Here is a 24,015-nt window from a genome sequence, read left to right on the forward strand (position 1 = left end):
GCTTACGAGGCCTTTGCCGCTCGGGCGCCAAATTAGCGGCGACAGCAGAAGGAGAGGAGAGGAATAAATTCTCCTTGAATCGGCTTGACTCTCCAGGGCGCCTCTGGAATCTATAGGAACATAACGGGAACAACAGGGAAAGCAGATCGACATGGCGACCAGCGCCGTGGCGCGGGATGTCGTTTTTGCCTTGCGTCAGAAGATAGCCAAGATCGAGGGAACACTGGCTGAGAGGCTGGTCTTGCCTGCCGACGGCCAGCCGGTCGCGGGGCTGCTGGTCCGCCGCAACGGCCACGCCTCGGCGCGTGACTTCTTCCTGCCGACCGGTGTCGAGAGGCTCGACGAGGTGCTTGGCGGCGGCCTGCCGAAGGCGGCGCTGACCGAGATCCATGGCACCGAAACCCGCAATGCGGGGGCTGCCGCGGGGCTGGCGCTGGCGCTCGTCAGCGGCATGCTGAAGGAGCGGTCGCGGCCCAGCGACCTGGTGCTGTGGGTCGGTACCACAGAGATGTTCCGCGAGGCAGGGTTGCCCTACGCACCGGGCCTCGCCAGCTTCTTCGGCATACCGGCCGAAAGCCTGCTGCTTGCCGAGGCGCCGAAGGCCGCCGACGTGCTGTGGATCGCCGAAGAAGCAGCCCGCATCGAGGAGATAGCAGCCGTCGTCGTCGAATTGCGCGGCAACCCGCGCATTGTCGACCTCACGGCGACGCGGCGCCTGCACCGCCGGGCGCAGGACAGCGGCCGGCCCGTCCTCCTGCTGCGCCAGTCGGCCGAGCCGGAACCAACGGCAGCCCCCGTCCGGCTGGTCATCTCGCCGGCGCCGGCCACCTTGCGGCAAACGCTTCTCGGGCCGCTGGCCGGTTCGATCGCAGCTCCCGCCTTCGCTGTCGAGATTGGCAAGAGCCGCACGGCTCTTCCCGGCAGCTTCATTCTGGAATGGAACCTCGATGCACGCACCCTCGCAGAACGAAGCCCAGAGAATCGTATCGCTGTGGTTTCCCCATCTCGCGGCCGAACGCATCCTCCGGCGCAGGCTGGGGCGGTCCTGGCGTTCAAGCCCGCAGCCGTTGAAGCCGCTGGTGATCAGCCACCGCGAGAACAACACCCAGCGCATCGCCGGCCTCGACGCACGGGCTGAGGCGCTTCGCTTGAAGCCGGGCATGGGCATCGCCGAGGCGCGCGCCATGCACCCCGACATCGATGTCGTCGAAGCCGATCCCGAGGCCGACCGCCGGTTGCTCGAAGGACTTGCCGACTGGTGCGACCGCTACACGCCGCTTGTCGCAATCGACGGTGAAAACGGACTGTTCCTGGACATTTCAGGCTGCGCTCACCTCTTCGGCGGCGAAAAGGCGCTGCTTGCCGATCTGATGGCGCGGTTTTTCCACCAGGGTTTCGACGTGCGCGCCGGTCTTGCCTCGACGCCTGGTGCTGCATGGGCAACGGCACGTTTTGCCACGGGTCAAATCCTGGCCCCGGGCAACGAACGCAAATTTCTCGCGCGCTTGCCACTGTCGGCGCTGAGGATCGATGCCAGGACGAAGGCGAGCCTCGAAAGCGTCGGGCTGCGCAGCGTCGGCGCGATCATGGACGGGCCGCGCGCGCCACTTGTCCGTCGCTTCGGGGCAGAGCTCATCGAGCGCCTCGACCAGGCGTTGGGTCGGCTCGAGGAGGCGATCTCACCGCGCCTTCCTGTCGCCCCGCTTTCGGTCGAGCGCCATCTCGCCGACCCGCTGTCGCTCATCGACGACATCGAGCGGCTGATCGGCCTGCTTGCTGCCACCCTCAAGGTCGATCTCGAGCGCCGGGAAGAGGGCGCACGCGCGCTCGAACTGCTGCTGTTCAGGGTCGACGGCATGGTCAGCCGCATAACTGTCGGGGCCTCACGCCCCATCCGCGAGCCGGTACTGGTGCGCCGGCTGTTTCATGAGCGGCTGGCGGCACTCGGCGAGACAATCGATGCCGGCTACGGCTTCGACCTCGTGCGTCTCTCTGCCCTGTCGACGGCCCGCTTCGACGCGCGCCAGGCCGATCTTGCCGGCGAGGTGGTGGAGGATGGCGGCGAAGAACTGGCGATCTTTGCCGATCGCATCAGTGCACGCCTTGGCGAAGCTGCGGTGCTCGAAGCGATCCCGGTCGAGAGCCATTTGCCGGAACGTGCCGCCTCCGCCCGGCCCTATGCCCAGGAAGAGGCCCGCAAGGACGGAGCCGAGCGTCCTGCCAGAGCGGCGCAGCAAGCTACCAGGCGGCTCCGGTTGCCCGACCGCCCCATTCGCCTGTTCCGGCAGCCTGAACCAATCGATGTTCCGGCGACCGAGATTCCCGATGGTCCGCCGCTCAATTTCCGCTGGCGCCGGGCGTTGCATCGCGTGGCGCGGGCGGAAGGGCCCGAGCGCATCGCGCCCGAATGGTGGCGCCAGGCGGCCGATGCGCCGACGCGCGACTATTACCGCATCGAGGACGCCGAGGGCCGCCGCTACTGGCTCTACCGGCAGGGCCTCTACAATGCGCAGGCGGTGCCGCGCTGGTTCCTGCACGGGGTCTTTGCATGAACATGGTCGTCGCTGCCAGCTATGCCGAATTCGGCATCCAGTCGAATTTCTCCTTTCTGCGCGGGGCTTCCGCTCCGGAAGAGCTGGTGATCGCGGCGAAATTCCTGGGGCTTTCTGCCATCGGCCTTGCAGATTGCAATACGGTGGCTGGTGTCGTCCGCGCGTGGAAGATGGCGGAGACGGAAGGGCTGGCCTACCACCCGGGATGCCGCCTGGTTTTCGCCGACGGTACGCCCGACATGCTCGCCTACCCCAGGGATCGCAAAGGTTGGGGACATCTGTGCCGCATGCTTACCCAGGCCAATGCCCGGGATGAGAGCGAAAAGGGTGCGCCGCTTCTCTATCGGGAAGATCTTTTCGAGTGGGGCGACCTGCTGTCGCTTGCCATCCTGCCCGACGTCGCGGTCGCCAGGGAAGATGACGTTGCGCTTCTGCGCAGTCTCAAGGAGCGCTTCGGCACTTCCTTGTGGCTCGCGGTCGCTCCGAATTTCGGTGGGGACGACCGCTTCAGGATCGAGCAGGCCGCTACCATGGCCGCCATGGCAGGCATACCGCTGATGGCGACCAATGATGCGCTCTACCATGCACCGGACCAGCGCCCGCTGCAGGATGTGCTGACGGCAATCCGCCTCAGCGTGCCTGTTGCCGAGGTCGGTTTCGAGCTCAAGGCGAATGCCGAACGCCACCTCAAGCCGCCTGTCGATATGGCAAGGTTTTTCCGCAACCACCCGGAGGCCCTGGCCGAGACGTTGCGCTTTGCCGAAAGCCTGCATTTCTCGCTGAGCGAGCTCAAATACAATTACCCCGACGAACCGACGGAATCCGGCCTCGAACCGCAGGCGGAATTGGAACGGCTGGCCTGGGAGGGTGCCAAAAAGCGCTACCCGGACGGCGTTTCGGAAAAGGTTCAGGGCATCATCCGGCATGAGCTCGACATCGTCGAAAAGCTCAATTACGCCCGCTATTTCCTCACCGTCCACGAGATTGTGAAGTTCGCCCGTTCGAGGGGCATCCTCTGCCAGGGGCGCGGCTCCGCTGCCAATTCTGTCATCTGCTTCTGCATCGGCATCACCGATGTCGGACCCGATATCGTCGATGTGCTGTTCGAGCGCTTCATTTCGGAGGAACGTGGCGAGCCGCCGGATATCGACGTCGACTTCGAGCACGAGCGGCGCAACGAGGTGATCGAATTCATCTACGAAAGATACAGCGCCAAGCGCACCGCGCTCGCGGCTTCCGTCGTCACCTATCGCGGTCGCTCGGCGCTGCGCGAAGTCGCCAAGGCGATGGGTCTGTCGGATGACGTCAGGGGCGCCATGTCCGGCTCGATCTGGGGTTGGTATTCGTCGGAACTGGGCGAGAAGGAAGCGACGGCCGGCGGCCTCGACAAGGCCGACCCGGTGACCCGGCATGTCATCGACCGCGCCAATGAGATCATGGGCTTTCCGCGCCATCTGTCCCAGCATGTCGGCGGTTTCGTCATCACCAGAGACCGGCTCGACGAGATCGTGCCGATCGTCAAGACGGCGATGGACGAGCGCAAGATGGTGGAATGGGACAAGGACGACCTCGACGCCGTCGGCATCTTGAAGGTCGATGTTCTGGCGCTGGGCATGCTGACCTGCCTGCGCAAGGCCTTCAACCTGCTTGAGGCGCATTACGACGAGCGTGACCGACATGGCCGTCCGTTCGAGCTGGCGACGCTGCCGCCGGAGGACCCCAAGGTCTATGACATGATCTGCCGGGCCGACACGCTCGGCGTCTTCCAGATCGAGAGCCGGGCGCAGATGTCGATGCTGCCGCGGCTGAGGCCACGCAAATTCTACGATCTTGTCATCGAAGTGGCGATCGTCCGTCCCGGCCCGATCCAGGGCGACATGGTGCATCCCTATCTCAGGCGCCGACAGGGCAAGGAAGCGCACGGCTTTCCCAAACCGGAGCTTGAGGACATCCTGGGCAAGACCCTGGGCGTGCCGTTGTTCCAGGAGCAGGCAATGAAGATCGCTATCGTCGCCGGCGGCTTCACGCCCGGCGAGGCCGACCAGCTCAGGCGCGCGATGGCGACTTTCAAGCGCACCGGCACGATCGGCAATTACCGCGACCGCATGATCCAGGGAATGGTCGACAGGGGCTACCAGCGCGACTTCGCCGAGCGTTGCTTCAAGCAGATCGAGGGTTTTGGCGAGTATGGTTTTCCCGAGAGCCATGCCGCGGCCTTCGCATTGCTCGTCTACGCCTCATGCTGGTTCAAGGCCTACTATCCAGACGTGTTCTGCGCGGCGATCCTGAACGCGCAGCCGATGGGCTTCTACCGGCCGGCACAGCTGGTGCGCGATGCACAGGATCACGGCGTCGAAATTCGCCAGATCGACGTCAACCATTCCGTCTGGGACTGTACGCTCGAGCGTTCGGGCTTCGACCCAAAACGCATCCAGCAACGCCACGCCGAAATGCGGGATGTCATCAGGACCAGCCATGCCGTCCGGCTCGGCTTCCGCCAGATCAAGGGGCTGAGCAAAGCCAGGATGGAGCAGTTTGCTGCGCGGCGTGGCAAGGGCTACGTCTCGGTGCGCGATGTCTGGCTGCGCTCTGGGCTCGATGTCGGCGAGATCGAGCTTCTCGCCCAGGCGGACGCCTTCCGCTCCATCGGCGTCGACAGGCGGGCGGGGCTGTGGGCGGTGCGGGCACTCGATGGCAAGAGTGCCGCCGAGATGCTGCCGCTGTTCGACCGTCCCGAAGTGCAACTGGGCGACAACGAACCAGAAACACACTTGCCGTCAATGCCGCTCGGCGAACATGTCATTCACGACTACCGCTCGCTCGGCCTGTCGCTGAAGGCGCATCCGGTGGCCTTCCTCAGGCACCATCTCGACCGTGCCGGCATCACACCCAATGCCCGGCTCGGTGATGTACCCGACGGGCGGCGGGTCTCCGTCGCCGGGCTGGTGCTGGTTCGCCAGCGACCGGGTAAAGGCAATGCCATCTTCCTCACGCTGGAGGACGAGCATTCGATCGCCAACATCGTCGTCTGGGCACGTGTCTTCGAGCGCTTCCGGCCTGTCATCATGGGATCGAAGTTCATCCGCGTCACCGGCAAGCTGCAGAAGGAATCCGGTGTCATCCATATCGTTGCCGACAATATGGAGGACTGGACGCATTGGCTGGCGACGATGTCGGAGGAACTGCAGGCAACTGCCGACCAAAGCAACCGGCCGATTGCGGAGGGACGGGCCAGTTCCGCCGACAAGGCCGCACGTGACCCGCGCATGCTGCAGAGCTACGAAACGCTGGCCCGCGAGGCGAGCAGCGTCATGCCCAAGGGCCGCAACTTTCAATAGCGGATGGAGGGGGGGAAGAGCGCAGGCAAATGGCGAACCGTGCCGGGCGGCAAGGCGTGTCCGTCGATCATTCATTTGCGATGTATCGGCCGGCGGCGTGCCGACGGGAAGCACGTCCGCGCGTGGTGAAGCTGGCGGGCAAATCTCTCTCGAGGTGCCGGGCGAAGCGTTCATTGTGTGATGTGGAATCGGCCCGCAGCAGGGCGCGCAATCCTGTCCCGGGTTCGAAGGGCAAGGAAGGTCGCGTATCAGGTGCTCGGGCCGGCTTCCCGGTCGCCGATCTGCCGTGCCTCGGAGGGCAGCATGACGGGAATGCCGTCGCGCACGGGGTAAGCCAGCTTTGCCAGCCTGGAGACCAGTTCACCGCGTTCGGCATCCCACTTCAGCGGCCCCTTGGTCAGCGGGCAAGCCAAAAGCTCGAGCAGCTTGACGTCGATGTCGCGTTTGTTGGTCTCGACCATTCCGGCTCTCCGGCAGCGTTGCCTATTGCAGGCTCGATCCGAAATCCTCGTTTTCGCGGGCAAGTGCCATTTCGGTGATCGCAATCAGCGTCTCGGCGCGGGTCTTGAGATCGGGGGCTTCGAGCAGTGCCTGTTTTTCGGCGGCGCCATAGGGCGCCATCATCGACAGCGCGTTGACCAGTATGGCGTTGTCGGCACGGCTGACGCTCTCCCAATCGGCCTCGAGTTCGTTGGCCTGGAGGTAGGTGCGAAAGGCCTTGAGCAGTGCCGGCCGGTCGACTTCCGCGCCGGCTTTGTCCTCGCCGAGATCCGCCGCAAACGAGGTGATCCTGCACTGCCGGAAAGGCGTCTTGACTGCCAGCTCCTGGGCGACGCGGAAACGGCAGACGCCTTGCAGCGAAATCAGGTAGCGCCCGTCTCCCGTCTCGGCGAGCGAAGTGATACGGCCGATGCAGCCGACCGGGCAGAGCGCCGGTTCGCCGTCCGGACGCAGATTGCCGTCGAGCGAGGGCTGGATCATGCCGATCAGCCGCGAACCGGCCATCGCATCGTCGATCATCTGGAGGTAGCGCGGCTCGAAGATGTTGAGCGGCATGCGCCCGCCCGGCAACAACAAGGCCGCCGTCAGCGGGAACACTGCCAGCGTTGTCGGCAGATCGCTGTCGAGCCGGTAATGGGCGTTTCCTGCCTGCATCTTGTCCTCAGCTGCTACTCATCTGGGGTTGTTGCAACCAAACGCAAGGCCGCGGCGCTGCTCGATTACGAAAACAGCAGCGACGACAGCTTGCGACGCGTCGAAAGCGTCACCTCGTCGGTGAAGCCCCAGGCTTCGAACAGCTTGAGCAATTGTGCCCGGGCGCCGTCGTCGTTCCAGGTCCGGTCCGCCTTGACGATGGCCAGCAGGTTGTCGGCAGCCTCGGTGCGCTGGCCCTTGGCGTTCTGGATCATGGCGAGATCGAAACGCGCCTGGTGATCGCCGGGATCCAGCGCCAGCCGGCGCTCGAGCTCGGCGGAATCGCCAAGCGCTGCCGCTTCTTCGGCAAGCGCCATCTTGGTGCGGACGGAAACCAGTGCCGCAGCGGATTTCTTGTCGTCGGGCGCGCGTGCCAGAACCTCGTTCGCGCCTTCTACATCGCCTGACTCGAACAGGATGTCGGCAAGCGCTGCGATGGCGTCGATATTGTCGGGCACCTGTTCGAGCACGGCATCATAGATCTGTACCGCAGTCTGCAGGTCGCCAGCTTCGCGCGCTTCGGCTGCTGCCGCAAGCGCCTCGGCAATCTGCGGCTGGCCGCCATCCTTGCCGGCGATCTTGTCGATGAAATCGCGGATCTGGCTTTCGGGCACTGCACCCATGAAGCCGTCCACCGGCTGGCCGTTCTTGAAGGCGATAACCGCGGGAATCGACTGGATGCCGAGCTGGCCGGCAATCGCCGGATGGTCGTCGATGTTCATCTTGACCAGCTTGACCCGTCCGCCGGCAGCCTGGACGACGCGCTCGATGACCGGAGTCAGCTGCTTGCACGGGCCGCACCAGGGTGCCCAGAAGTCGACCAGCACCGGCTGCTTGCGCGATTCCTGGATCACGTCGGCGCTAAAGGCCGCCGTCGTCGTGTCCTTGATGAGCTCGGCCACGGGGGCGGCAGGCGCGGTGCCAAACTGGACGTTGGTGGCGTACTGGCTGCCCATGCCGCCGAAGGGATTGCTTTCGTTGCTCATCTTCACTCTTCCGGTATTCGCTATATTCTGCCGGCGACCTGGCCTGGCCGTCAGCCCACCATGTGGCGATCAGCCCGAGACTTTCAAGATAACAGCATCATGGCCGGTTGCCTCGACGAATCGCAGCAGGTCGGCATTGGCAATCGAGGTCGTGGCTTCGTTGGTCAGCGGGTGGGCGTTGATGACGGCGTTTTCCATCAGCGCGCTGTCGAGCACCAGCTTCACCCTGGCTGAGGTGTCGTTGATCAGCCCGAAGACGGTGACAGCACCAGGCACGACGCCGAGCAACTCCATGAGCGCCTCCGGCTTGCCGAACGAAACCCGGCTCGAGGCACCGATCAACTGGTGGATCTGCTTGAGGTCGACGCTTGCTTCCTCATCGACAGTGACCAGAAAGAAGTTGTCCTTCTTGTCCTTGAGGAAAAGGTTCTTGGTGTGCCCGCCTGATATGGTGCCGCGCAGCGCCTGCGAATCGGCGACGGTGTAGAGCGGGGGATGGTCGTGGGTGGTCACTGAAATGCCGAGCCCAGCCAGATAGGCGAGCAGTTCGGCGCGGGTCTTGGGTGTCATCGGGGCGGTCATCGCAGCTTCCGGGAATTGCCGTTGCGCGAGGTTTATGGGCAAAGCCGGCTTGCTGCACAAGTCCGGCATAGCGCTGACGCAGAGCTTCCCGAGGGGAATCATGGGATTTTCAGCCGCCGCGAAAAAAGTTCAAGACAGAGCGGTTTTTCCCTGTTGCATTCGCCGCGAGCTTCGGCCATATAGCAGCCGTTGCGGCGACGAGCCGCGGCGAGCGGGTGTAGCTCAGGGGTAGAGCACAACCTTGCCAAGGTTGGGGTCGAGCGTTCGAATCGCTTCACCCGCTCCAAATATCCCACGAAAAGGCCGCGGTTTCACCGCGGCCTTCGTCGTTTCTGGAAGGCGGTAAGACCGCGACGCTTCAATGCAGCTTGTCCTCGAAGCACGTCGAATGGCTTGGTCCACGGCAAATGTCCGTATCGTCACCGCGGCCGCTGGATTCGCGTCAGGCGCTCGAAGCGCGACAGAATCATCAGCGCGGTTGCCGCGCGGCCGACCCAGAACCCAGCACAGCCTCTACAGGGCCCAACGTACAAGATAGCGTGCTGGCATGAGCCCTCGACAGACGCCAAGGCCAGTGGCGCCGAACGCCTTGCGGTCTGCTTGGCGAGGTTACGATCCCAGCTAGACGGCCGATGCCTTCGCGGCGCGCAACAGCATGCCGAACAGGTCTCGCGGCTCATCGGGGTCGGCCAAAAGGTCGAGTTCCTCGAACAGGCCGGTGTCGATCAGCTTGTCCCTGACGTAACGCAAAGCGGAAAAATCTTCGATGGCAAAGCCGACACTGTCGAACAGCGTGACCTGCGCGCTGGAGTTGCGGCCCTGCGCCTTGCCTGCCATGACCTGCCACAGCTCGATGACGGGGTGATCGGCAGCCAATTGCTGGATCTCGCCCTCGATGCGGGTCTGCGGCGGGAACTCGACGAAGATGTCGGAGCGCAGCAAGATATCCTTGTGCAGCTCGGTCTTGCCGGGGCAGTCGCCGCCGACCGCGTTGATGTGAACGCCGGTGCCGACCATGTTGTCGGTCAGGATGGTCGCAAGCTGCTTGTCGGCGGTGACGGTGGTGATGATCTGGGCACCTTCCACCGCGTCCTGCGCATTGTCCGCAATGACGATGTCGAAGCCCATGCCTGCGAGGTTGGCCTGGCATTTCCGCGAGGCGGAGGCGTCGATGTCGTAGAGCCTGAGCTTGTTGACGCCAAGCAGCGCCTTGAACGCCAGGGCCTGGAATTCCGACTGGGCGCCATTGCCGATGATGGCCATGGTGTCGGCCCCCTGGGGCGCGAGATATTTGGCTGCCACCGCCGAGGTGGCCGCGGTGCGCAGCGCCGTCAGGATGGTCATCTCGGTCAACAGCATCGGATAGCCGTTGCCGACATCGGCGAGCACGCCGAATGCGGTTACCGTCTGGCGGCCGTCGCGGGTGTTCTTGGGGTGGCCGTTGACGTATTTGAAGCCGTAGAGGTGGCCGTCGCTCGTCGGCATCAGCTCGATGACGCCGTCATGGCTGTGCGAGGCGATGCGCGGGGTCTTGTCGAATTGCTCCCAGCGCAGGAAGTCCTCTTCGATGTAGGCCGACATCTCGGTCAGGAAACGCTCGACGCCGACCGCCAGAACAAGCTTCATCATGTGGTCGACGCTGACGAAGGGAACGACGTTCAGTTTTTCGGTCATGGTCAGTAACTCCTGGTCGGACGGTCCATGATGCGGCGGCCCATCAGGCTCGCCGTCAGGTCGACCATCAGCGTTGCGGTGCGGCCGCGTTCGTCGAGGAAGGGGTTCAGTTCGACAAGGTCGAGGCTGGTGACCAGGCCGCTGTCATGCAGCATTTCCATCACCAGATGTGCCTCGCGGAAGGTCGCTCCACCGGGCACCGTGGTGCCGACGGCAGGCGCGATCGCCGGATCGAGGAAGTCGATGTCGAAGCTGACATGCAGCATGCCGCCTTCGGCCGCCACACGCTCGAGGAAGGCGCGCAGCAATGGCGCGATGCCATGCTCGTCGATGGCGCGCATGTCGTGGACGGTGACGCCCGCCTCGGCAAGCGCGACACGCTCGGCCGGGTCGACGCTGCGAATGCCCAGCGCGCAGATGCGCTCGGGGCTGACATTGGCCTGAAGCTTGGGGAAATAGCCCTGGAAACCGGACAGGCCGCTGGCATAGGCAAGCGGCACGCCGTGCAAATTGCCGCTGGTGGTGGTGTCGAGCGTGTGGAAATCCGGATGGGCGTCGAGCCAGAGCACGAACAGCGGCTTGCCGAGTTCGCCCGCGCGCCGGGCGATGCCGCTGACGGTGCCTGCCGAGATGCTGTGATCGCCGCCGAGGAAGATCGGCATGGCGTCGGCGCTGATCTGGTAGGCCGCCTCGGCCAGGGCCGCCGTCCAGGCCGCGATCGCGGGCAGGGCTTTCAGCGCCTTGTTCGGATGCTCCAGCGCCGGCCCCGGCACTGGCACGACTTGCCCCATGTCGGCAACGGAATGGCCAAGTTCGACAAGCGCCTCGACAAGGCCTGCGGTCCTGAGCGAGCTTGGTCCCATGTCGCAGCCCCTACGGTCGGTGCCTTCCTGAATGGGTGCGCCAATGATCCGGCAATGCATCTCGATGTCTCCTCGCGGGCATGGCCCGGTATTGTTTTCTGTTTTCGCGGCAGCGGCCGTTTCATCCTGCGTTTTCGAACTGGCTCTTGCCAGGCAAGGACGGCGTCGACGCTCGAGCGCGCATGCACCACGGCATAATATGCCCCGAGCGTGGCGTCCACCGACGAGTACCGATGTCTGATTGGTGTCGGCGGGCCTCGATCGCGGCCTCGTCGATGCCGAAGCCAAACTGTCGCCATCGTCCGCGAACGTGATGCTGACCGCAGCCGCGCGATGGAAATGCAGGTGCTTCGGCAACTTTCGGTGCCGTCGTCATCCCGCGACCAGGATGTCGCTCAATTCTGCTCGCGCAGGGCGGCGGAGATGGCTTCGAGCCCGCCCCTCAGTTGCGCTTCAGTCGGCCAGCCGAAACCGACGCGGAAAAAGGTTTTCGGCATTTCGAACCAGTGGCCGGGGCCGACATAGGCACCGTGCTTTTCCAGCAGGCCGTCGTAGAATCGGTCGAGGTCGAAATCGGGACCCACATTGATCCGGGGGAAGCCGACGACGCCGCCTTGCGGCCGGACCCAGTCGACGAGCGGCTCACGGTCGATCCATTGCTGGACGATGTCGCGCCGCGCCTTCATCTCGGGCATCAGCGCGCCGAGGAACTCGTCGCGGCGTTCCAGCATGGCACGTGCGATCGCCTCGTCGATGACGCTGCCGCAAATGCCGATCTGCTCCTTGGCGGCGAGAAACCGTTCGTAGAGCCCGGCGTCCTGGGTAACCAGCCAGCCGATGCGGATGCCGGGGATGCCATAGGCCTTGGACAGCGACGAGACGCTGATGGCGCGCGGGCTGAGCGAGGCGGCTGCGGGCAGGCGTTGGCCGTAACTCAGGTCGCGATAGGTCTCGTCGACCAGCAGGTAACAGCCGTGGCGTTCGGCAAGGGCGATCAGCCCGTCGAGATCGGCGCGGCTCATGATGGTGCCGGTCGGGTTATGCGGGCAGGTGACGCTGATGAAGCGCGTGTTGGGCCGCAGGGCAGCCGCCACTTCGGCAAGATCGACGGCGAAGCCGTTGTCGAAGTCGAGGTCGATGTAGCTGATGGCGCAGCCGATGGCGCGCGGCGTCTCGATGTTGGTGGCGTAGTTGGGCCGCACCACCACGAGATGGTCCTTGTCCGACAACAGGCCGGTAGCGATGATGAACAGCGCGCCGGCAGCGCCGGCGGTGACCAGCACATGGTCGGGCGAGAGCCCGGCATCCTGGCCGGCGATCAACTCGCGCAAGGCCTTGTCGCCACGATGTTCGCCGTAGAACAGCGTCAGGTCGGGCAGAGACAGGCCGATCTCGGACAGCTTCTGGTCGGCAATGGAGCTTTCCGAGAGATTGTAGCGAATACGGTCGTAGCCATATTCCTCCGGCGCTTCCTTTTCGATTACCATCCTGGCGTAGTTCATCGTCGCGCGCTCCCGTCCCACGGCATGCCACTGTGTCGGTGAGCAGTGTTAGTCAGGATCGCCGCGGCAAGCCATCCTCCCAGGGGAGGAGGTTGCCGGCACATAAGGGGACGCAGCAAGCGTATGCCGCAGGACGACTATCGCGACGTGGCGGAACTGGTCGGCGCCATCGGCGCTCCGCGGTTTCCGTCGGTCCTGGCCGCCTGGATCCGCAGCCACGTCGCCTTCGACATGATCGCCATCGTCGTCTATCGCGGCAGCCGCCCGCCGCTGCATATCCATGACGACTTCAAGGGCGAGCGGGCGCGCAACGGGCTGAAGCAATATCTGGCGCAGACCTATATCCTCAATCCGTTCTACCAGAGCCATCTCAAGGGAATCGCTTCGGGCGTCTACCGCGTCCGCGATCTCGCGCCCGACCACTATCTGCAGAGCGAGGTCTACCGCTCCTATGAAATCATCATCGCGGAGACGGAGGAGATCGGCTACGTCACCCGCGACTGGCCACGCGGGCTCGAAGAGATCGACATCGCAGTGACCCTCGACGATGGCGAGACGACGGAGATCGGCATCTACAGCGCCCGGCCCGGGAGCTTCGACGACGCGGCTGTCGAGAGGCTCAACGGCCTGTTGCCGCTGATCGAGACGAGCTTTCGCCAGCACTGGCAACGCATCAAGGCGCGGCATGCGGCCAAGCGGCATTCCATCGATGCCGGTTGGGCGGAGGCGGCCTATGAAAGCTTCGGCGCCGAGCTGTTGACCAACCGCGAGCGCGAGGTGGTGGTGCTCGTGCTGCGCGGGCATTCTTCGGATTCGATCGCGGCTCACCTCGACATCTCGCGCGCCACGGTCAAGACCCATCGCAAGCATGCTTATGAGAGGCTTGCCATCTCCACCCAGGCCGAACTTCTGTCGCTGTTCCTCCGGCATGTACGCGACCGCATGCCGGCAGGCTGAAGACTACAGTTCCTCAAGCGCGTCGCCGATGGTCTCGATGCCCCTGAGGCGGGTCCGGCCCGCAGCGCCCGACCGTTCGATGGCGCGGGTGGCGAGCAGGTGGCAGATCGCCATCGCCGAGACGTGGTTGAACAGCGGGCCCGGGGCGAGTGTCTGGCAGCGGAAATGCCAGGCCGCACCCGGGCGGTGGGGCACCCCTTCGTCGGTGATGTAGAGCAGTTTCGCGCCGCTTTTCTCGATCGCCGACAGCACCATTTCCATGCGCGCGATGCGGCGGCGCAACCCGAATACGACTGCCACGTCGTCCTTGCCGACGCTGACGAGATGTTCGCCCAGCGTCTGCCCGCCACCCGGTATGGCGACGATGTTTTCCACCACCTGCGTCATCTGCCACTGGAAGTAGTCGGCGAAAGGGTGGCTGCTGCGGAAGCCGAGCACCCAGATCTTGCGGCTGGCCAGCATCGCTTCGACGGCGGCGTCGATCTGGCTGTCGGTGATGGTGGCGAAGGTGCCTTCGATGTTGGCGATGCCTTGAGCGATATGGGCGCCCAGCGATTGCACCCCGGCAGTATCCGTCGAGGTCGTCAGGAACAGGCGCGAGCCGGTCTGCTTTTCCTCGCGCGCATGGCGCCGGGCTTCTTCGTAGTTGTCATAACCCAGCCGTTTGACGAAGCGCGAGACGGTGGCGTTGGAGACGTTGGCCAGGCTGGCGAGCTCGGACGCGGAATAGCTCGCCAGCTCGCCGGGAAAGTCGCAGACGAAATCGCCGAGCCGCCGTTCGGCCGGGTGCAGCGTGTCGAGCGCCTCGCGTACACGGAAAAGAAATGGCCGATCCTTGGGATTTGTCATGCCGCCTGCCGATGGAATTCCAGTCGCGCACATTTGCGCCGTTCGGCCGCCGCCGCAAGGGCGGAGGCCGTCAAAACTCAGCCTTGGCTGCCGCAATCACGAGGAATCACAACGACATAAGCTCCTTGCCGCACCGCGCGAGCCGTCCTGTCTGCCTTGACGTAAGTTTAGACTATAAAAACACAGTTTCATATGTTAGATTGGTGAAAATCAGTTTTCATCTGGTTCAGCCAAGGGAGGAGAAACCATGGCAGCGGAAAGTATGGTGCAATCCGGCAAATCATCGCCGGTCATTCGACAACTCGAATCGTCGCTGAGCCGGATCGGCGTGACAGGCGCCCACAAGCAGATCATCGCACTGGTCCTGATCGGCTGTCTCTTTGACAGCTTCGAACAAAACACGATCGGCGTCGCTGGCCCGATGCTCAAGGCGACCTGGGGCCTGACCGGCGCCGACATCGGCTTCCTCAACACAATCACCTTCGGCAGCGCCGCCATCGGCCGTCTGCTCTCGGGCATTCTCGGCGACCGCTACGGTCGCCGCGTCATGCTGACCTTCAATCTTCTGCTTTTCACCATCGGCTCGGCCGCTTGCGCGCTGGCGCCGAACTTCGCCACCTTGTGCTTTGCTCGCGCCATCGTCGGCTTCGGCGTCGGCGGGGAGATTTCGACCGCCGTCACCATGCTGTCGGAGTTCTGCTCGCCAAAGTTTCGCGGCACGGCTGCCGGCCTCGTCAATGTCGGCGCCGGCGGCTTCGGCAACTTCCTGGCGCCCGCCTTTGGCCTGATGATCTTCACCCTTTTCCCCGGCGACAACGCCTGGCGCTGGCTGTTCGCCTCGCTGGCGCTGCCGGCCCTTCTGGTGGTGTTCTATCGCCGTTTCGTACCCGAGACGCCGCGTTTCCTGGCGTCGCAGAATAGGATTGCCGAGGCCAACAAGGTGCTGTCGATCCTCGAATCCGGAACGCTCAGGCCACGTAACCTGGTTGTACGCGAGCATCTGACGAGTGACCACGCCGAAGAGGCCGCACCCAGCAAGCATGCCTGGAAGGAACTGTTCCGCGCCCCCTTCATCGGCCGCACCATTCCGGTCGCCATCGCCATCCTGATGAGCTACGGCGCCCAGCTGTCGGTGCTGACGCTGATGCCGATCATCTTCGTGTCGATGGGCTACACGCTGCAGGGCAGCCTGCTTTACTCGATGATCATCCAGAGCGGCAGCGTGCTCGGCGCGATCGCTGCCTCGATGTTCGGCTACTACTTCCCGCGCAAGAAGGTGCTGACCGTCGGCGCCGTCTTCGCCTGCCTCGCCGCCGTGTCGATCGTCTATCTCGGCACCAACATCTACCTGGTGCTGCTGTTCGGCGCGATCTTCCAGTTCTTTGTGCTGCTGCTCAACACCTCGATCTGGATCTATGCGCCCGAACTGTTCCCGACCCGGATCCGCGCCTTCGGCGTGGCCTTCATCCTGGCGACGGGCTCGGCTGCCGGCTCCTTCATCCCCACCGTTGCCGGCGCATTGTTCGACAATTACGGCATGGTCGGCGTGTTCAGCCTGGCGGCGGCAATGTATGCGGTCTTTGCCTTCTGCATCCAGATGGGCCCCGAAACCTATGGCATGTCGATGGAAGACCTGACCCAGCCGGCCGAGGTCGAGACACCCGAAGTGTCGACCCGGCAGGCGCAAGCAAGAGCGTAACGATGAGCATGACGTCACATATCCTGTTGATCAATCCCAACAGCTCGCAGGCAACCAGCGACATGATGCATGCCATCGCGCGCAAGACTGCAGCAGGACGGGTAGCCGTGGCGATTGCCACGGCTACCCGCAACCCGCCGATGATTGTCAACGGCCCGCAGCTTGAAGCTGCGGCCGACCAGGTCATCGAGATCGGGTCCAGCCATGGCCAGGACTGCCGGGGCATCATCGTCAGCGCCTTTGGCGATCCTGGACTGGCGGCACTGAGGGAACGGGTCGACGTGCCAGTCGTCGGCATCTGCGAGGCCTCGATGATCGAGGCCGCGCGCGACGGGCGGCGGTTCGGCGTCGCGACGACGACACCGGATCTTGTCGAGGCGATTGCCGGTCGTGCCCGTGACCTTGGCCTCGACCATCTCTATGCCGGCATCCGCTGCACGGCGGGTGATCCGATCGCGCTTGCCGGCGACGAAAAACTTCTCGGGCAGTCGCTGGCCGAGGCTGTACGCGAATGCATCGAACTGGATGGAGCGGAGGCCGTCATCATCGGCGGCGGCCCGCTCGGCCAGGCGGCCGAACAACTGCAGCCGATGTTCGACACGCCGATCATCGCGCCGATCCCTTGCGCCATGGAACGCGTGCTTGGACTGTTGCCGACAGGTTGCGGGGTCTTGTCTCCGGTGCCCGCTTGAGATTGGCCGCCACGCTTTCACGGGACGGCGTCCTTAGGGGCTTGGATTCCGCCGTGCAGCTTTGGCGCGACGCTTGCGCCTCAGCCTGGCTTCGAGCATCGACAGCTCGATGCCGACCATGCGCGGTGCATAGGCAGCGGGGCTCAGGCCGGCGGCGCGGAGAATAGCCTTCAATGCGCTTCTCGACATCAGCTGCCGCAGCTTGCGCAAGGTGTCCCACTTGCCGAAGGTCGCGAACAGCCCAGGCAGGTTCTCAACGATGATGGCCTGGGCTTCGGGCGCTTCGAAGACCTGAACCGAAGTGACGCCGTCGCTGTCGAGAACCTGGGCAATCGCGGACCAGAAGCGCCATGCCCCCATGCTCGCCGAAAGCGACGCCGCGTCTTCGACGAGAACACGCATCGCTTCGCGGCGGCGCGCGGGGAAAAATCTCCTGGCGGGGCCGGAGACGTTCACGGTCCCGTCCAGGGTCGGATTGCCGGCAAAGAAGTTGTTACCGTGCAGCCGATAGGCCGACAGCGGCATGGCGATCGTGGCCGATCCGGCAAATACATGGGCGAGCCGGCAGAAATGGCCGTCGACCGAAAGCCCGAACATGACGTCTGATTTGGCGCGCGGGCGGATGGTTTCGAGCAGGAAACGGCGGAACATGTTTGATGTGCCCGGCGACCACAGCCAGCCGTTTTCGGTGGGTGGATGGGCAACGACGCTGTCGTCGAGCTGGTCGAACTGCGGACCGGAAACCTCAGACAAACGGACGACCAGGAAGGAGCGCCGCAGACTGCCCTTACGCGTGTCGGGCTGCGATCCCCTGAGACCGGTTCCCAATGCCGCGCCAGTCGCATCGATCTCGATCACCGCGCTCGATGTGAAGGCGACGCTCCGTGGCAGCGCCAGATGCGTCTGGACATGCATGGCGGTAAAGTCGGCAAGCAGATAATCGTCGGAATCGACGAAGGTGACGAAATCGCCGCGTGCGACATCCAGGCCTTTCAATGCCCCTGCGAGTGCGCCGAGGTTTTCGTCGAGCCAGATCGTGCGAAACCGCGGGTCGTCGCCGATCGCCGCTTCTATCTCGCGTCGACTGTCATCGGTCGAGCCATTGTCGACGACGATGGCTTCGAAATTGGGATAGGTCTGATGGCGAACCGAGCGGATCGCCGATCCGACGAAGCGGGCGTAGTTCCAGTTTCGGATGATGAAGGAGACGAGCGGGTAGGTCACCGGCTCGGGTGCAAGCTCGCTGAGCGAAAGCCCGCGCAGCGTCAAATCAGACGCTGACGTCTCGACCGACAGCCCGTCCACCTTCTTGTGCACTGACAACTCCCCCGGCAATTGGCTGAGCGGGGCAGGCGCTCTTGGCATTGCACATTGCACGGCATGAGTGCCTTGGCAACAAATTGCCTGCCGGCGTGTCCGGGCCTTCCGTCGCTCTCCCCGAGAGCAAGGGTTATGGCTCCCGCATCGAATTATCTGTTATCGGTTGAACCTAATGTCTGGAGGGCCACCCCAAGCATGAGCGCTTCCGCCTATTTCGGTTGGGCCCTGGTCAACCTGACCATCTGCCTGCAGATCGTCTATCTCGTGCGGGCGCTGCTGCGCCCGCATCGCGAGCCGGCCTCGCGGCTGGCCTGGATCGTGGTCATCGTCGTTGCGCCGGTGGTCGGCGTTGTCGCGTACATCCTGTTCGGTGATACCAACGTCGGCAGCCGCCGTATCGCCCGGCTGCGCGACGCGCTCCAGCACTTGCCCTCGCTTGCCACGATCAACACGACCGATCTCGACGGGCGCGAGCAGCCAAGCGTCCCGGAGCCCTACGCGCCGCTGTTTCGTGTCGGCGAATCGATCAGCAATTATGCGCCGGTCGGTGCAAACCGGGCTCACCTCATGCCCGGTTCCGATGCTGCCATCGATGCGATCATCGCCGACATCGATGCGGCCACCGATCATGTGCACCTGCTATTCTACATCTGGTTGCCCGATAGCAACGGCGTGAAGATGGTCGAGGCGGTCAAGCGCGCGGCGATGCGCGGCGTGACGTGCCGGGTGATGGTCGACGACATCGGCTCGCGCCGGTTGATCCGGTCGCCGCACTGGCGCGAGATGGCTTCAGCCAAGGTCAGGCTGGCGCGCGCCCTGCCGGTAGGGATCGCGCTGCTGCGCCCGCTCAAGGGGCGGGTCGACATGCGCAACCACCGCAAGATCGTCGTCATCGACAACAAGACCACCTATTGCGGCAGCCAGAACTGCGCCGATCCGGCCTTTGCCATCAAGGCGAAGTACGCGCCCTGGGTTGACGTGATGATGCGTTTCGAGGGCCCGGTCGTGCTTCAGAACCAGCATCTGTTTGCCAGCGACTGGATGGCGCAGGTCAAGGAGGACCTGAGCCCTCTGATGCGCCAGCCGCCGCCGTCGGCGCAACCCGGCTTTACGGCGCAGGTCATCGGCACGGGTGCTGCCGTGCGCTATTCGGCGATGCCCGAAATGTTCATCGCGCTGATGAACGCCGCACGGCGCGAGCTCGTCATTTCGACACCCTATTATGTGCCGGACGAGCCGCTGCAGGCGGCGCTGTGCGCTTGCGGCCACCGCGGCGTCGAAACGACCATCGTCCTTCCCCGGCGCAACGATTCCTGGATCGTCGCGGCGGCAAGCCGCAGCTACTATCGCGAACTGCTCGATGCCGGCGTGAACATCCACGAATATGAAGGCGGCCTACTGCACGCGAAAACGCTAACGGTCGATGGCGAGGTGACGCTGATCGGTTCGGCCAATCTCGACCGGCGCAGCTTCGAGCTGAATTTCGAGAACAATATCCTGCTGCACGACGCACGCGTTACCGGCGAGGTGCGGAAGCGGCAGCAGAGCTATATCGAGTCGTCCATCCCCATCAGCGACCGCACGGTCGCCAAGTGGAGCCGGCCGCGCCAGATCTGGAACAACGCCATCGCCATGCTCGGGCCGGTGCTTTAGCCGCGTTCAGTCCAATGCGCGGTCGAGATGGGTATAGCCGCCGTCGACGAACAGCCACTGGCCGGTGGTGTGGCTGGCCTTGTCGGAGAGCAGGAAGATGATGGTGTCGGCGATCTCTTCCGACGTCGTCATGCGCTGCCCGAGCGGGATGCGTCGGGTGATTTCTTCCAGCCGTGCTTCCGGATCGTCGAATGTCTTCAGCCACTTTTCGTAGAGCGGCGTCATCACCTCGGCCGGGATGACCGCGTTGACGCGTATGCCATCGCCGCGCAGGGCGGCGGCCCATTCACGGGTGAGTGACAGCTGGGCGCCCTTGGCGGCGGTGTAGCCGCTGGTGCTGCCCTGGCCGGTGAGTGCGGTCTTGGACGAGACGTTGACGATCGCGCCGCGCGATTTTCTCAGCCACGGCAGGCAGTGATGGGCGGTGGTGTAGTAGTGGATCAGGTTGCGTTCGAGCGACTCGCGGAAAGCATCCGAACCGGCCTCGAGATCGATGCCGTCATTGATGCCGGCATTGTTGACCAGCCCGTCGATGCGGCCGAAGGTTTTTGCCACCTGCTCGACAGCTGCGCCGATCTCGGGATCGTGCATCAGCTCGACCTGGACGAACGGCGAGCGCGGCGAAACGGCCTTGAGCTTCGCGGCGAAATCCTCGGCCAGTGGGCTGCGGCCGAAGATGACCGGAATGGCGCCTTCGGCAGCGAGACCGAGTGTGACCGCGCCGCCGATGCCGGCACCGCCGCCGGTGACGATGACGATCTTGTCCTTCAGCCCGAGGTCCATTGTCGTTTCCCTCAACCGCGGAACTGGAAGTCTTCGAGCGTCGCCGGCTTCATCTCGATGGAGAAGCCGGGCGCGGACGGGGGCATGTAAGCGGCGTGCTGCACCACGCAGGGTTCCTTGAAGTGCTCATGCAGGTGGTCGACATATTCGACGACACGGCCCTCGCGGGTTCCGGCGATTGAGACGTAGTCGATCATCGACAGGTGCTGGACATATTCGCACAGGCCGACACCGCCGGCGTGTGGGCAGACGAGCAGATTGTATTTCGCCGCCATCAACAGCACGGCGAGGATTTCGTTGACGCCGCCGAGGCGGCAGGAGTCGATCTGCACCACGTCGATGGCGCCGCGCATGATGAACTGCTTGAACATGATGCGGTTCTGGCACATCTCGCCGGTGGCGACCTGGACCGGGGCGACGCCCTCGCGGATCTTGCGATGGCCCTCGACGTCGTCGGGATTGGTCGGCTCTTCGATGAACCACGGTTTGGCAAAGGCGAGGTCGCGTACCCAGTCGATGGCCTGGCCGACTTCCCAGACCTGGTTGGCGTCGATCATCAGCTGGCGGTCTGGGCCGAGCACCTCACGCGCGATGCGCAGGCGCCTGATATCGTCGGCCTTGTCGCGGCCGACCTTGAGCTTGACGTGGTTGAAGCCGGCGTCGACCGCTTCCTGGCACAGCCGGCGCAGCTTCTCGTCGCCATAACCGAGCCAGCCGGCCGAGGTGGTGTAGCAGGGATATCCCTCGCGCTCGAGGGTCGCGATCCGCTCGGCCTTGCCCGGCTCTTTTTCGCGCAGCATGGCGAGCGCTTCCTCGGGCGTGATGCAGTCGGTGATGTAGCGGAAGTCGATGCAGCGCACGAGTTCTTCCGGCGACATGTCGGCGACCAGCTTCCACACCGGCTTGCCAACCATCTTCGCCCAGATATCCCAGACGGCGTTGACGACGGCGCCGGTGGCCAGGTGGATCGCGCCCTTGTCCGGGCCGATCCAGCGCAACTGGCTGTCCGACGTCACGTGCCGCCAGAAGGCGCCCATGTCAGCGGCCACCTTGTCCATCTCCAGGCCGACGACCAGATGGCGCATCGCCTCGATCGCCGCGCAGCAGATTTCGTTGCCGCGGCCGATGGTGAAGGTCAGACCATGACCCTCGATCCCTGCCGTGTCGGTCTTCAGGATGACATAGGCCGCCGAATAGTCGGGGTCCGGGTTCATCGCGTCGGAACCGTCGAGATGCTGCGACGTCGGGAAACGCAGGTCGAGCACCCGCATGTCGATGATTCTGGTCATGGTGTGGGTCCTCTGGGCACGATCCCGAAAGGCTGGGAGCCTCGAGGGCAAGTTCGTGCGGCTGAAACGAGAGCGGAAGGATTGCCTGGGAGACGCCTCCCGCTCCAAAGGGGTCAGGCAGCGATAACGCGCTGCCTCTGGCTGCCCAGGCCTTCGATGCCAAGAGTCATCGTCTGGCCTGCTTTGAGATAGACGGGAGGTTTCTGGCCAAGGCCGACGCCGGGCGGGGTGCCGGTCGAGATGACGTCGCCGGACTGCAGGCTCATGAAGCGGCTGAGGTAGGATACGACCTGCTGCACCGAGAAGATCATCGTTTTGGTCGAGCCGTCCTGGAAGCGCTTGTCATCGACATCGAGCCACATCTTGAGGTTCTGCGGGTCGGCGATCTCGTCAGCGGTCACCATCCAGGGGCCGGTCGGGCCGAAGGTGTCGCAACCCTTGCCCTTGTCCCAGGTGCCGCCGCGCTCGGTCTGGAATTCGCGTTCGGAAACGTCGTTGATGACGCAATAGCCGGCAACGTGGGACATGGCGTCGGCCTCGTCGATGTAGCGGCCGGGCTTGCCGATGACGACGCCAAGCTCGACCTCCCAATCGGTCTTGACCGAATTGCGCGGGATTTCGACGTCGTCGTTGGGACCGACGATGGCCGAGGTCCACTTGTTGAAGACGATCGGTTCGGCGGGAATGGCTGCACCGGTTTCGGCGGCATGGTCGGCATAGTTGAGGCCGATGCAGATGAACTTGCCGATGCGGCCGACGCAGGCGCCGAGGCGCAGATCCTGCTGAGGCGTGCCGGCTACCAGCGGCAGCGTCTCGATATCGAGGGTGCGCAGGCGGGCGAGGCCTTCGGGCGTCAGAACGTCGCCGGCGATGTCGTCGACGTGGCGCGAGAGATCGCGGACGCGGCCTGATCTGTCGAGGATGCCGGGCTTCTCGTTGCCCTTGGGGCCGTAGCGGAGCAGTTTCATCTGATGTCACCTTGATTGGAAAAAGCCGGAGGCGGCGGACCGCCTCCGGTAGAGTTGCACAGGATCAGTCGTACAGCACCGCTGCGATTTCGGGCTGATCGATGTTCGACTTGTCGTAGTAGTAGAAGCCGGTGTCGATGTTCTTTTCGACGGCTTCGCCCTTTGCCGCCTTCACGGCTGCCTCGACAGTCTTGTAGCCGATGCCGACCGGGTTCTGGGTGATGGCGCCGGCCATCTGGCCGTCGCGGATCGCCGCCTTCTGCTGGGCGCCCGAGTCGTAGCCGATGATCACCAGCTGGCGGCCGAGCTCCTTGGCGCCGTTGACGACGCCGATGGCCGAGCCTTCATTGGCACCGAACATGCCCTTGAGGTCGGGGTTGGCCTGCAGGATCGCCTTGGTGATTTCGGTCGACTTGAGATGATCGCCCTCCCCATATTCGATGGCGACGATCTCGACCTTCGGGTGGGCTTCCTTCATGCGGTTGACGAAGCCGTCGCGGCGGTCCACGCCGGTGCGGCTGGTCTGGTCATGGACGACAAGTGCCACCTTGCCTTCGTCGCCGATCAGCTCGGCCATCTTGTCGGCGGCGAGGGCCGCCGCCGCAATATTGTTGGTCGAGGCTGTGGCCACCGGGATGTCGCTGTCGACGCCGGAGTCGAAGGCGACGACCGGGATCTTGGCGTCCTTGGCCTGCTGCAGCAGCGGGATAGCCGCCTGGCTGTCGAGGGCGGCGAAGCCGATCGCCGCCGGTTTTTTGGCAAGCGCTGCGGCCAGCATGTCGATCTGACGGTCGACCTGGGTTTCCGAGTCAGGGCCTTCGAAGGTGACTTCGACGCCGAGATCGGCGGCAGCCTTGTCGGCGCCGGCTTTCACCGCTTGCCAGAACTGGTGCTGAAAGCCCTTGGAGATCAGCGGGATGTACATCTTGTCCTGGGCCATTGCCATGGTCGAGCCGTAGCCGAGGATCGTCATGGCGCTGAGAGCGCCAATCACTGTGCGTCTGGTGAACATGTTTCCTCCGATTGAACCTTGGTTGTTGAACTCTGCTGGTGGAGCGCTTTCGCTCTCTTCTTGATGTTGGCGCAGCACCCCGGCGCTGCGCGAAGCAAGCTT

General features: G+C 64.1%; 20 protein-coding genes and 1 tRNA gene. 8 read left to right on the top strand and 13 right to left on the bottom strand.

The genetic code is table 11. The features are described 5' to 3' along the window. Nucleotides 1-151 precede the first annotated feature (151 nt). Genes IG197_RS15155 through IG197_RS15165 form a run of 3 tightly spaced genes read left to right on the top strand, consistent with a single transcriptional unit; the run spans nucleotide 152 to nucleotide 5,890 of the window. The gene (locus IG197_RS15155) at nucleotides 152-1,138 is read left to right on the top strand and encodes an ImuA family protein (protein ID WP_192312993.1); all 987 of its coding nucleotides are present in this window, start codon (nucleotides 152-154) and stop codon (nucleotides 1,136-1,138) included. After that, nucleotides 1,080-2,552 (top strand): DNA polymerase Y family protein, encoded by a 1,473-nt coding sequence (locus IG197_RS15160; protein ID WP_182574044.1) that lies wholly within the window; start codon nucleotides 1,080-1,082, stop codon nucleotides 2,550-2,552. Before IG197_RS15155 ends, IG197_RS15160 begins: the two co-directional genes overlap by 59 nt. Further along, nucleotides 2,549-5,890, top strand: coding sequence for an error-prone DNA polymerase (locus IG197_RS15165; RefSeq protein ID WP_192312996.1), 3,342 nt, complete (start codon nucleotides 2,549-2,551; stop codon nucleotides 5,888-5,890). The genes IG197_RS15160 and IG197_RS15165 overlap by 4 nt, the downstream gene beginning before the upstream one ends. Before the next feature lie 248 nt (nucleotides 5,891-6,138). On the opposite strand, the gene IG197_RS15170 is transcribed toward IG197_RS15165, so the two are convergent. The 4 genes from IG197_RS15170 to IG197_RS15185 all read right to left on the bottom strand — a co-directional run bounded on the left by IG197_RS15170 (nucleotide 6,139) and on the right by IG197_RS15185 (nucleotide 8,652). Continuing rightward, complete coding sequence (locus tag IG197_RS15170; protein WP_192312999.1) at nucleotides 6,139-6,351, bottom strand: Trm112 family protein; 213 nt, start codon at nucleotides 6,349-6,351, stop codon at nucleotides 6,139-6,141. Nucleotides 6,352-6,373: 22 nt separating this feature from the next. Then, nucleotides 6,374-7,045: an LON peptidase substrate-binding domain-containing protein gene (locus IG197_RS15175; protein ID WP_115730104.1), complete on the bottom strand. Its 672-nt coding sequence runs from the start codon at nucleotides 7,043-7,045 to the stop codon at nucleotides 6,374-6,376. Nucleotides 7,046-7,110: 65 nt separating this feature from the next. Next, nucleotides 7,111-8,070 carry a thioredoxin gene (gene trxA, locus IG197_RS15180; protein ID WP_192313001.1) on the bottom strand — a complete coding sequence of 320 codons (960 nt, stop codon included), beginning with the start codon at nucleotides 8,068-8,070 and terminating at the stop codon, nucleotides 7,111-7,113. A gap of 69 nt (nucleotides 8,071-8,139) precedes the next feature. Next, nucleotides 8,140-8,652 (bottom strand): prolyl-tRNA synthetase associated domain-containing protein, encoded by a 513-nt coding sequence (locus IG197_RS15185; RefSeq protein ID WP_192313004.1) that lies wholly within the window; start codon nucleotides 8,650-8,652, stop codon nucleotides 8,140-8,142. 211 nt (nucleotides 8,653-8,863) lie between these two features. Between IG197_RS15185 and IG197_RS15190 the strand changes: the two genes are divergently transcribed. After that, nucleotides 8,864-8,938: transfer RNA gene (locus IG197_RS15190), tRNA-Gly, on the top strand. A 335-nt stretch (nucleotides 8,939-9,273) separates the two neighbouring features. On the opposite strand, the gene IG197_RS15195 is transcribed toward IG197_RS15190, so the two are convergent. The 3 genes from IG197_RS15195 to IG197_RS15205 all read right to left on the bottom strand — a co-directional run bounded on the left by IG197_RS15195 (nucleotide 9,274) and on the right by IG197_RS15205 (nucleotide 12,691). Continuing rightward, complete coding sequence (locus IG197_RS15195) at nucleotides 9,274-10,326, bottom strand: ornithine cyclodeaminase (RefSeq protein ID WP_192313007.1); 1,053 nt, start codon at nucleotides 10,324-10,326, stop codon at nucleotides 9,274-9,276. A gap of 2 nt (nucleotides 10,327-10,328) precedes the next feature. Continuing rightward, nucleotides 10,329-11,249 carry an arginase gene (gene rocF / locus IG197_RS15200; RefSeq protein ID WP_192313010.1) on the bottom strand — a complete coding sequence of 307 codons (921 nt, stop codon included), beginning with the start codon at nucleotides 11,247-11,249 and terminating at the stop codon, nucleotides 10,329-10,331. A gap of 335 nt (nucleotides 11,250-11,584) precedes the next feature. Then, nucleotides 11,585-12,691 (bottom strand): aminotransferase class I/II-fold pyridoxal phosphate-dependent enzyme, encoded by a 1,107-nt coding sequence (locus tag IG197_RS15205; protein ID WP_192313013.1) that lies wholly within the window; start codon nucleotides 12,689-12,691, stop codon nucleotides 11,585-11,587. 123 nt (nucleotides 12,692-12,814) lie between these two features. Here IG197_RS15205 and IG197_RS15210 point away from each other — a divergent pair, with 123 nt between their 5' ends. Continuing rightward, complete coding sequence (locus tag IG197_RS15210) at nucleotides 12,815-13,648, top strand: helix-turn-helix transcriptional regulator (protein WP_154386284.1); 834 nt, start codon at nucleotides 12,815-12,817, stop codon at nucleotides 13,646-13,648. A 3-nt stretch (nucleotides 13,649-13,651) separates the two neighbouring features. On the opposite strand, the gene IG197_RS15215 is transcribed toward IG197_RS15210, so the two are convergent. Beyond that, the gene (locus tag IG197_RS15215) at nucleotides 13,652-14,497 is read right to left on the bottom strand and encodes a MurR/RpiR family transcriptional regulator (RefSeq protein ID WP_192313016.1); all 846 of its coding nucleotides are present in this window, start codon (nucleotides 14,495-14,497) and stop codon (nucleotides 13,652-13,654) included. 247 nt (nucleotides 14,498-14,744) lie between these two features. On the opposite strand from IG197_RS15215, the gene IG197_RS15220 reads away from it, so the two are divergent. Both IG197_RS15220 and IG197_RS15225 read left to right on the top strand, forming a co-directional pair. Next, entirely contained in the window at nucleotides 14,745-16,196 is a 1,452-nt protein-coding gene (locus IG197_RS15220) for an MFS transporter (RefSeq protein ID WP_192313019.1), read from the top strand. Nucleotides 16,197-16,204: 8 nt separating this feature from the next. Next, on the top strand, nucleotides 16,205-16,888 hold the full coding sequence (locus IG197_RS15225; RefSeq protein ID WP_192319782.1) for an aspartate/glutamate racemase family protein: 684 nt from the start codon (nucleotides 16,205-16,207) through the stop codon (nucleotides 16,886-16,888). Nucleotides 16,889-16,921: 33 nt separating this feature from the next. Here IG197_RS15225 and IG197_RS15230 read toward each other — a convergent pair whose 3' ends face one another. After that, nucleotides 16,922-18,205, bottom strand: a complete 1,284-nt coding sequence (locus tag IG197_RS15230) for a glycosyltransferase family 2 protein (protein WP_192313022.1) — start codon at nucleotides 18,203-18,205, stop codon at nucleotides 16,922-16,924. A gap of 198 nt (nucleotides 18,206-18,403) precedes the next feature. Between IG197_RS15230 and cls the strand changes: the two genes are divergently transcribed. Next, a complete protein-coding gene (cls, locus tag IG197_RS15235) occupies nucleotides 18,404-19,861 on the top strand; it encodes a cardiolipin synthase (RefSeq protein WP_192313025.1) in 1,458 nt (485 codons plus the stop codon). A gap of 6 nt (nucleotides 19,862-19,867) precedes the next feature. Here cls and IG197_RS15240 read toward each other — a convergent pair whose 3' ends face one another. The 4 genes from IG197_RS15240 to IG197_RS15255 all read right to left on the bottom strand — a co-directional run bounded on the left by IG197_RS15240 (nucleotide 19,868) and on the right by IG197_RS15255 (nucleotide 23,913). Further along, on the bottom strand, nucleotides 19,868-20,644 hold the full coding sequence (locus tag IG197_RS15240; RefSeq protein WP_192313028.1) for an SDR family oxidoreductase: 777 nt from the start codon (nucleotides 20,642-20,644) through the stop codon (nucleotides 19,868-19,870). 11 nt (nucleotides 20,645-20,655) lie between these two features. Next, nucleotides 20,656-21,933 carry an L-fuconate dehydratase gene (locus tag IG197_RS15245; RefSeq protein WP_154386288.1) on the bottom strand — a complete coding sequence of 426 codons (1,278 nt, stop codon included), beginning with the start codon at nucleotides 21,931-21,933 and terminating at the stop codon, nucleotides 20,656-20,658. Between the two features lie 113 nt (nucleotides 21,934-22,046). Beyond that, nucleotides 22,047-22,901: a fumarylacetoacetate hydrolase family protein gene (locus IG197_RS15250; RefSeq protein WP_192313030.1), complete on the bottom strand. Its 855-nt coding sequence runs from the start codon at nucleotides 22,899-22,901 to the stop codon at nucleotides 22,047-22,049. A 64-nt stretch (nucleotides 22,902-22,965) separates the two neighbouring features. After that, nucleotides 22,966-23,913, bottom strand: coding sequence for an ABC transporter substrate-binding protein (locus IG197_RS15255; protein WP_182574034.1), 948 nt, complete (start codon nucleotides 23,911-23,913; stop codon nucleotides 22,966-22,968). Nucleotides 23,914-24,015 lie beyond the last annotated feature (102 nt).

The organism is Aminobacter sp. SR38 (assembly GCF_014843375.1).
Classification (GTDB): domain Bacteria; phylum Pseudomonadota; class Alphaproteobacteria; order Rhizobiales; family Rhizobiaceae; genus Aminobacter; species Aminobacter ciceronei.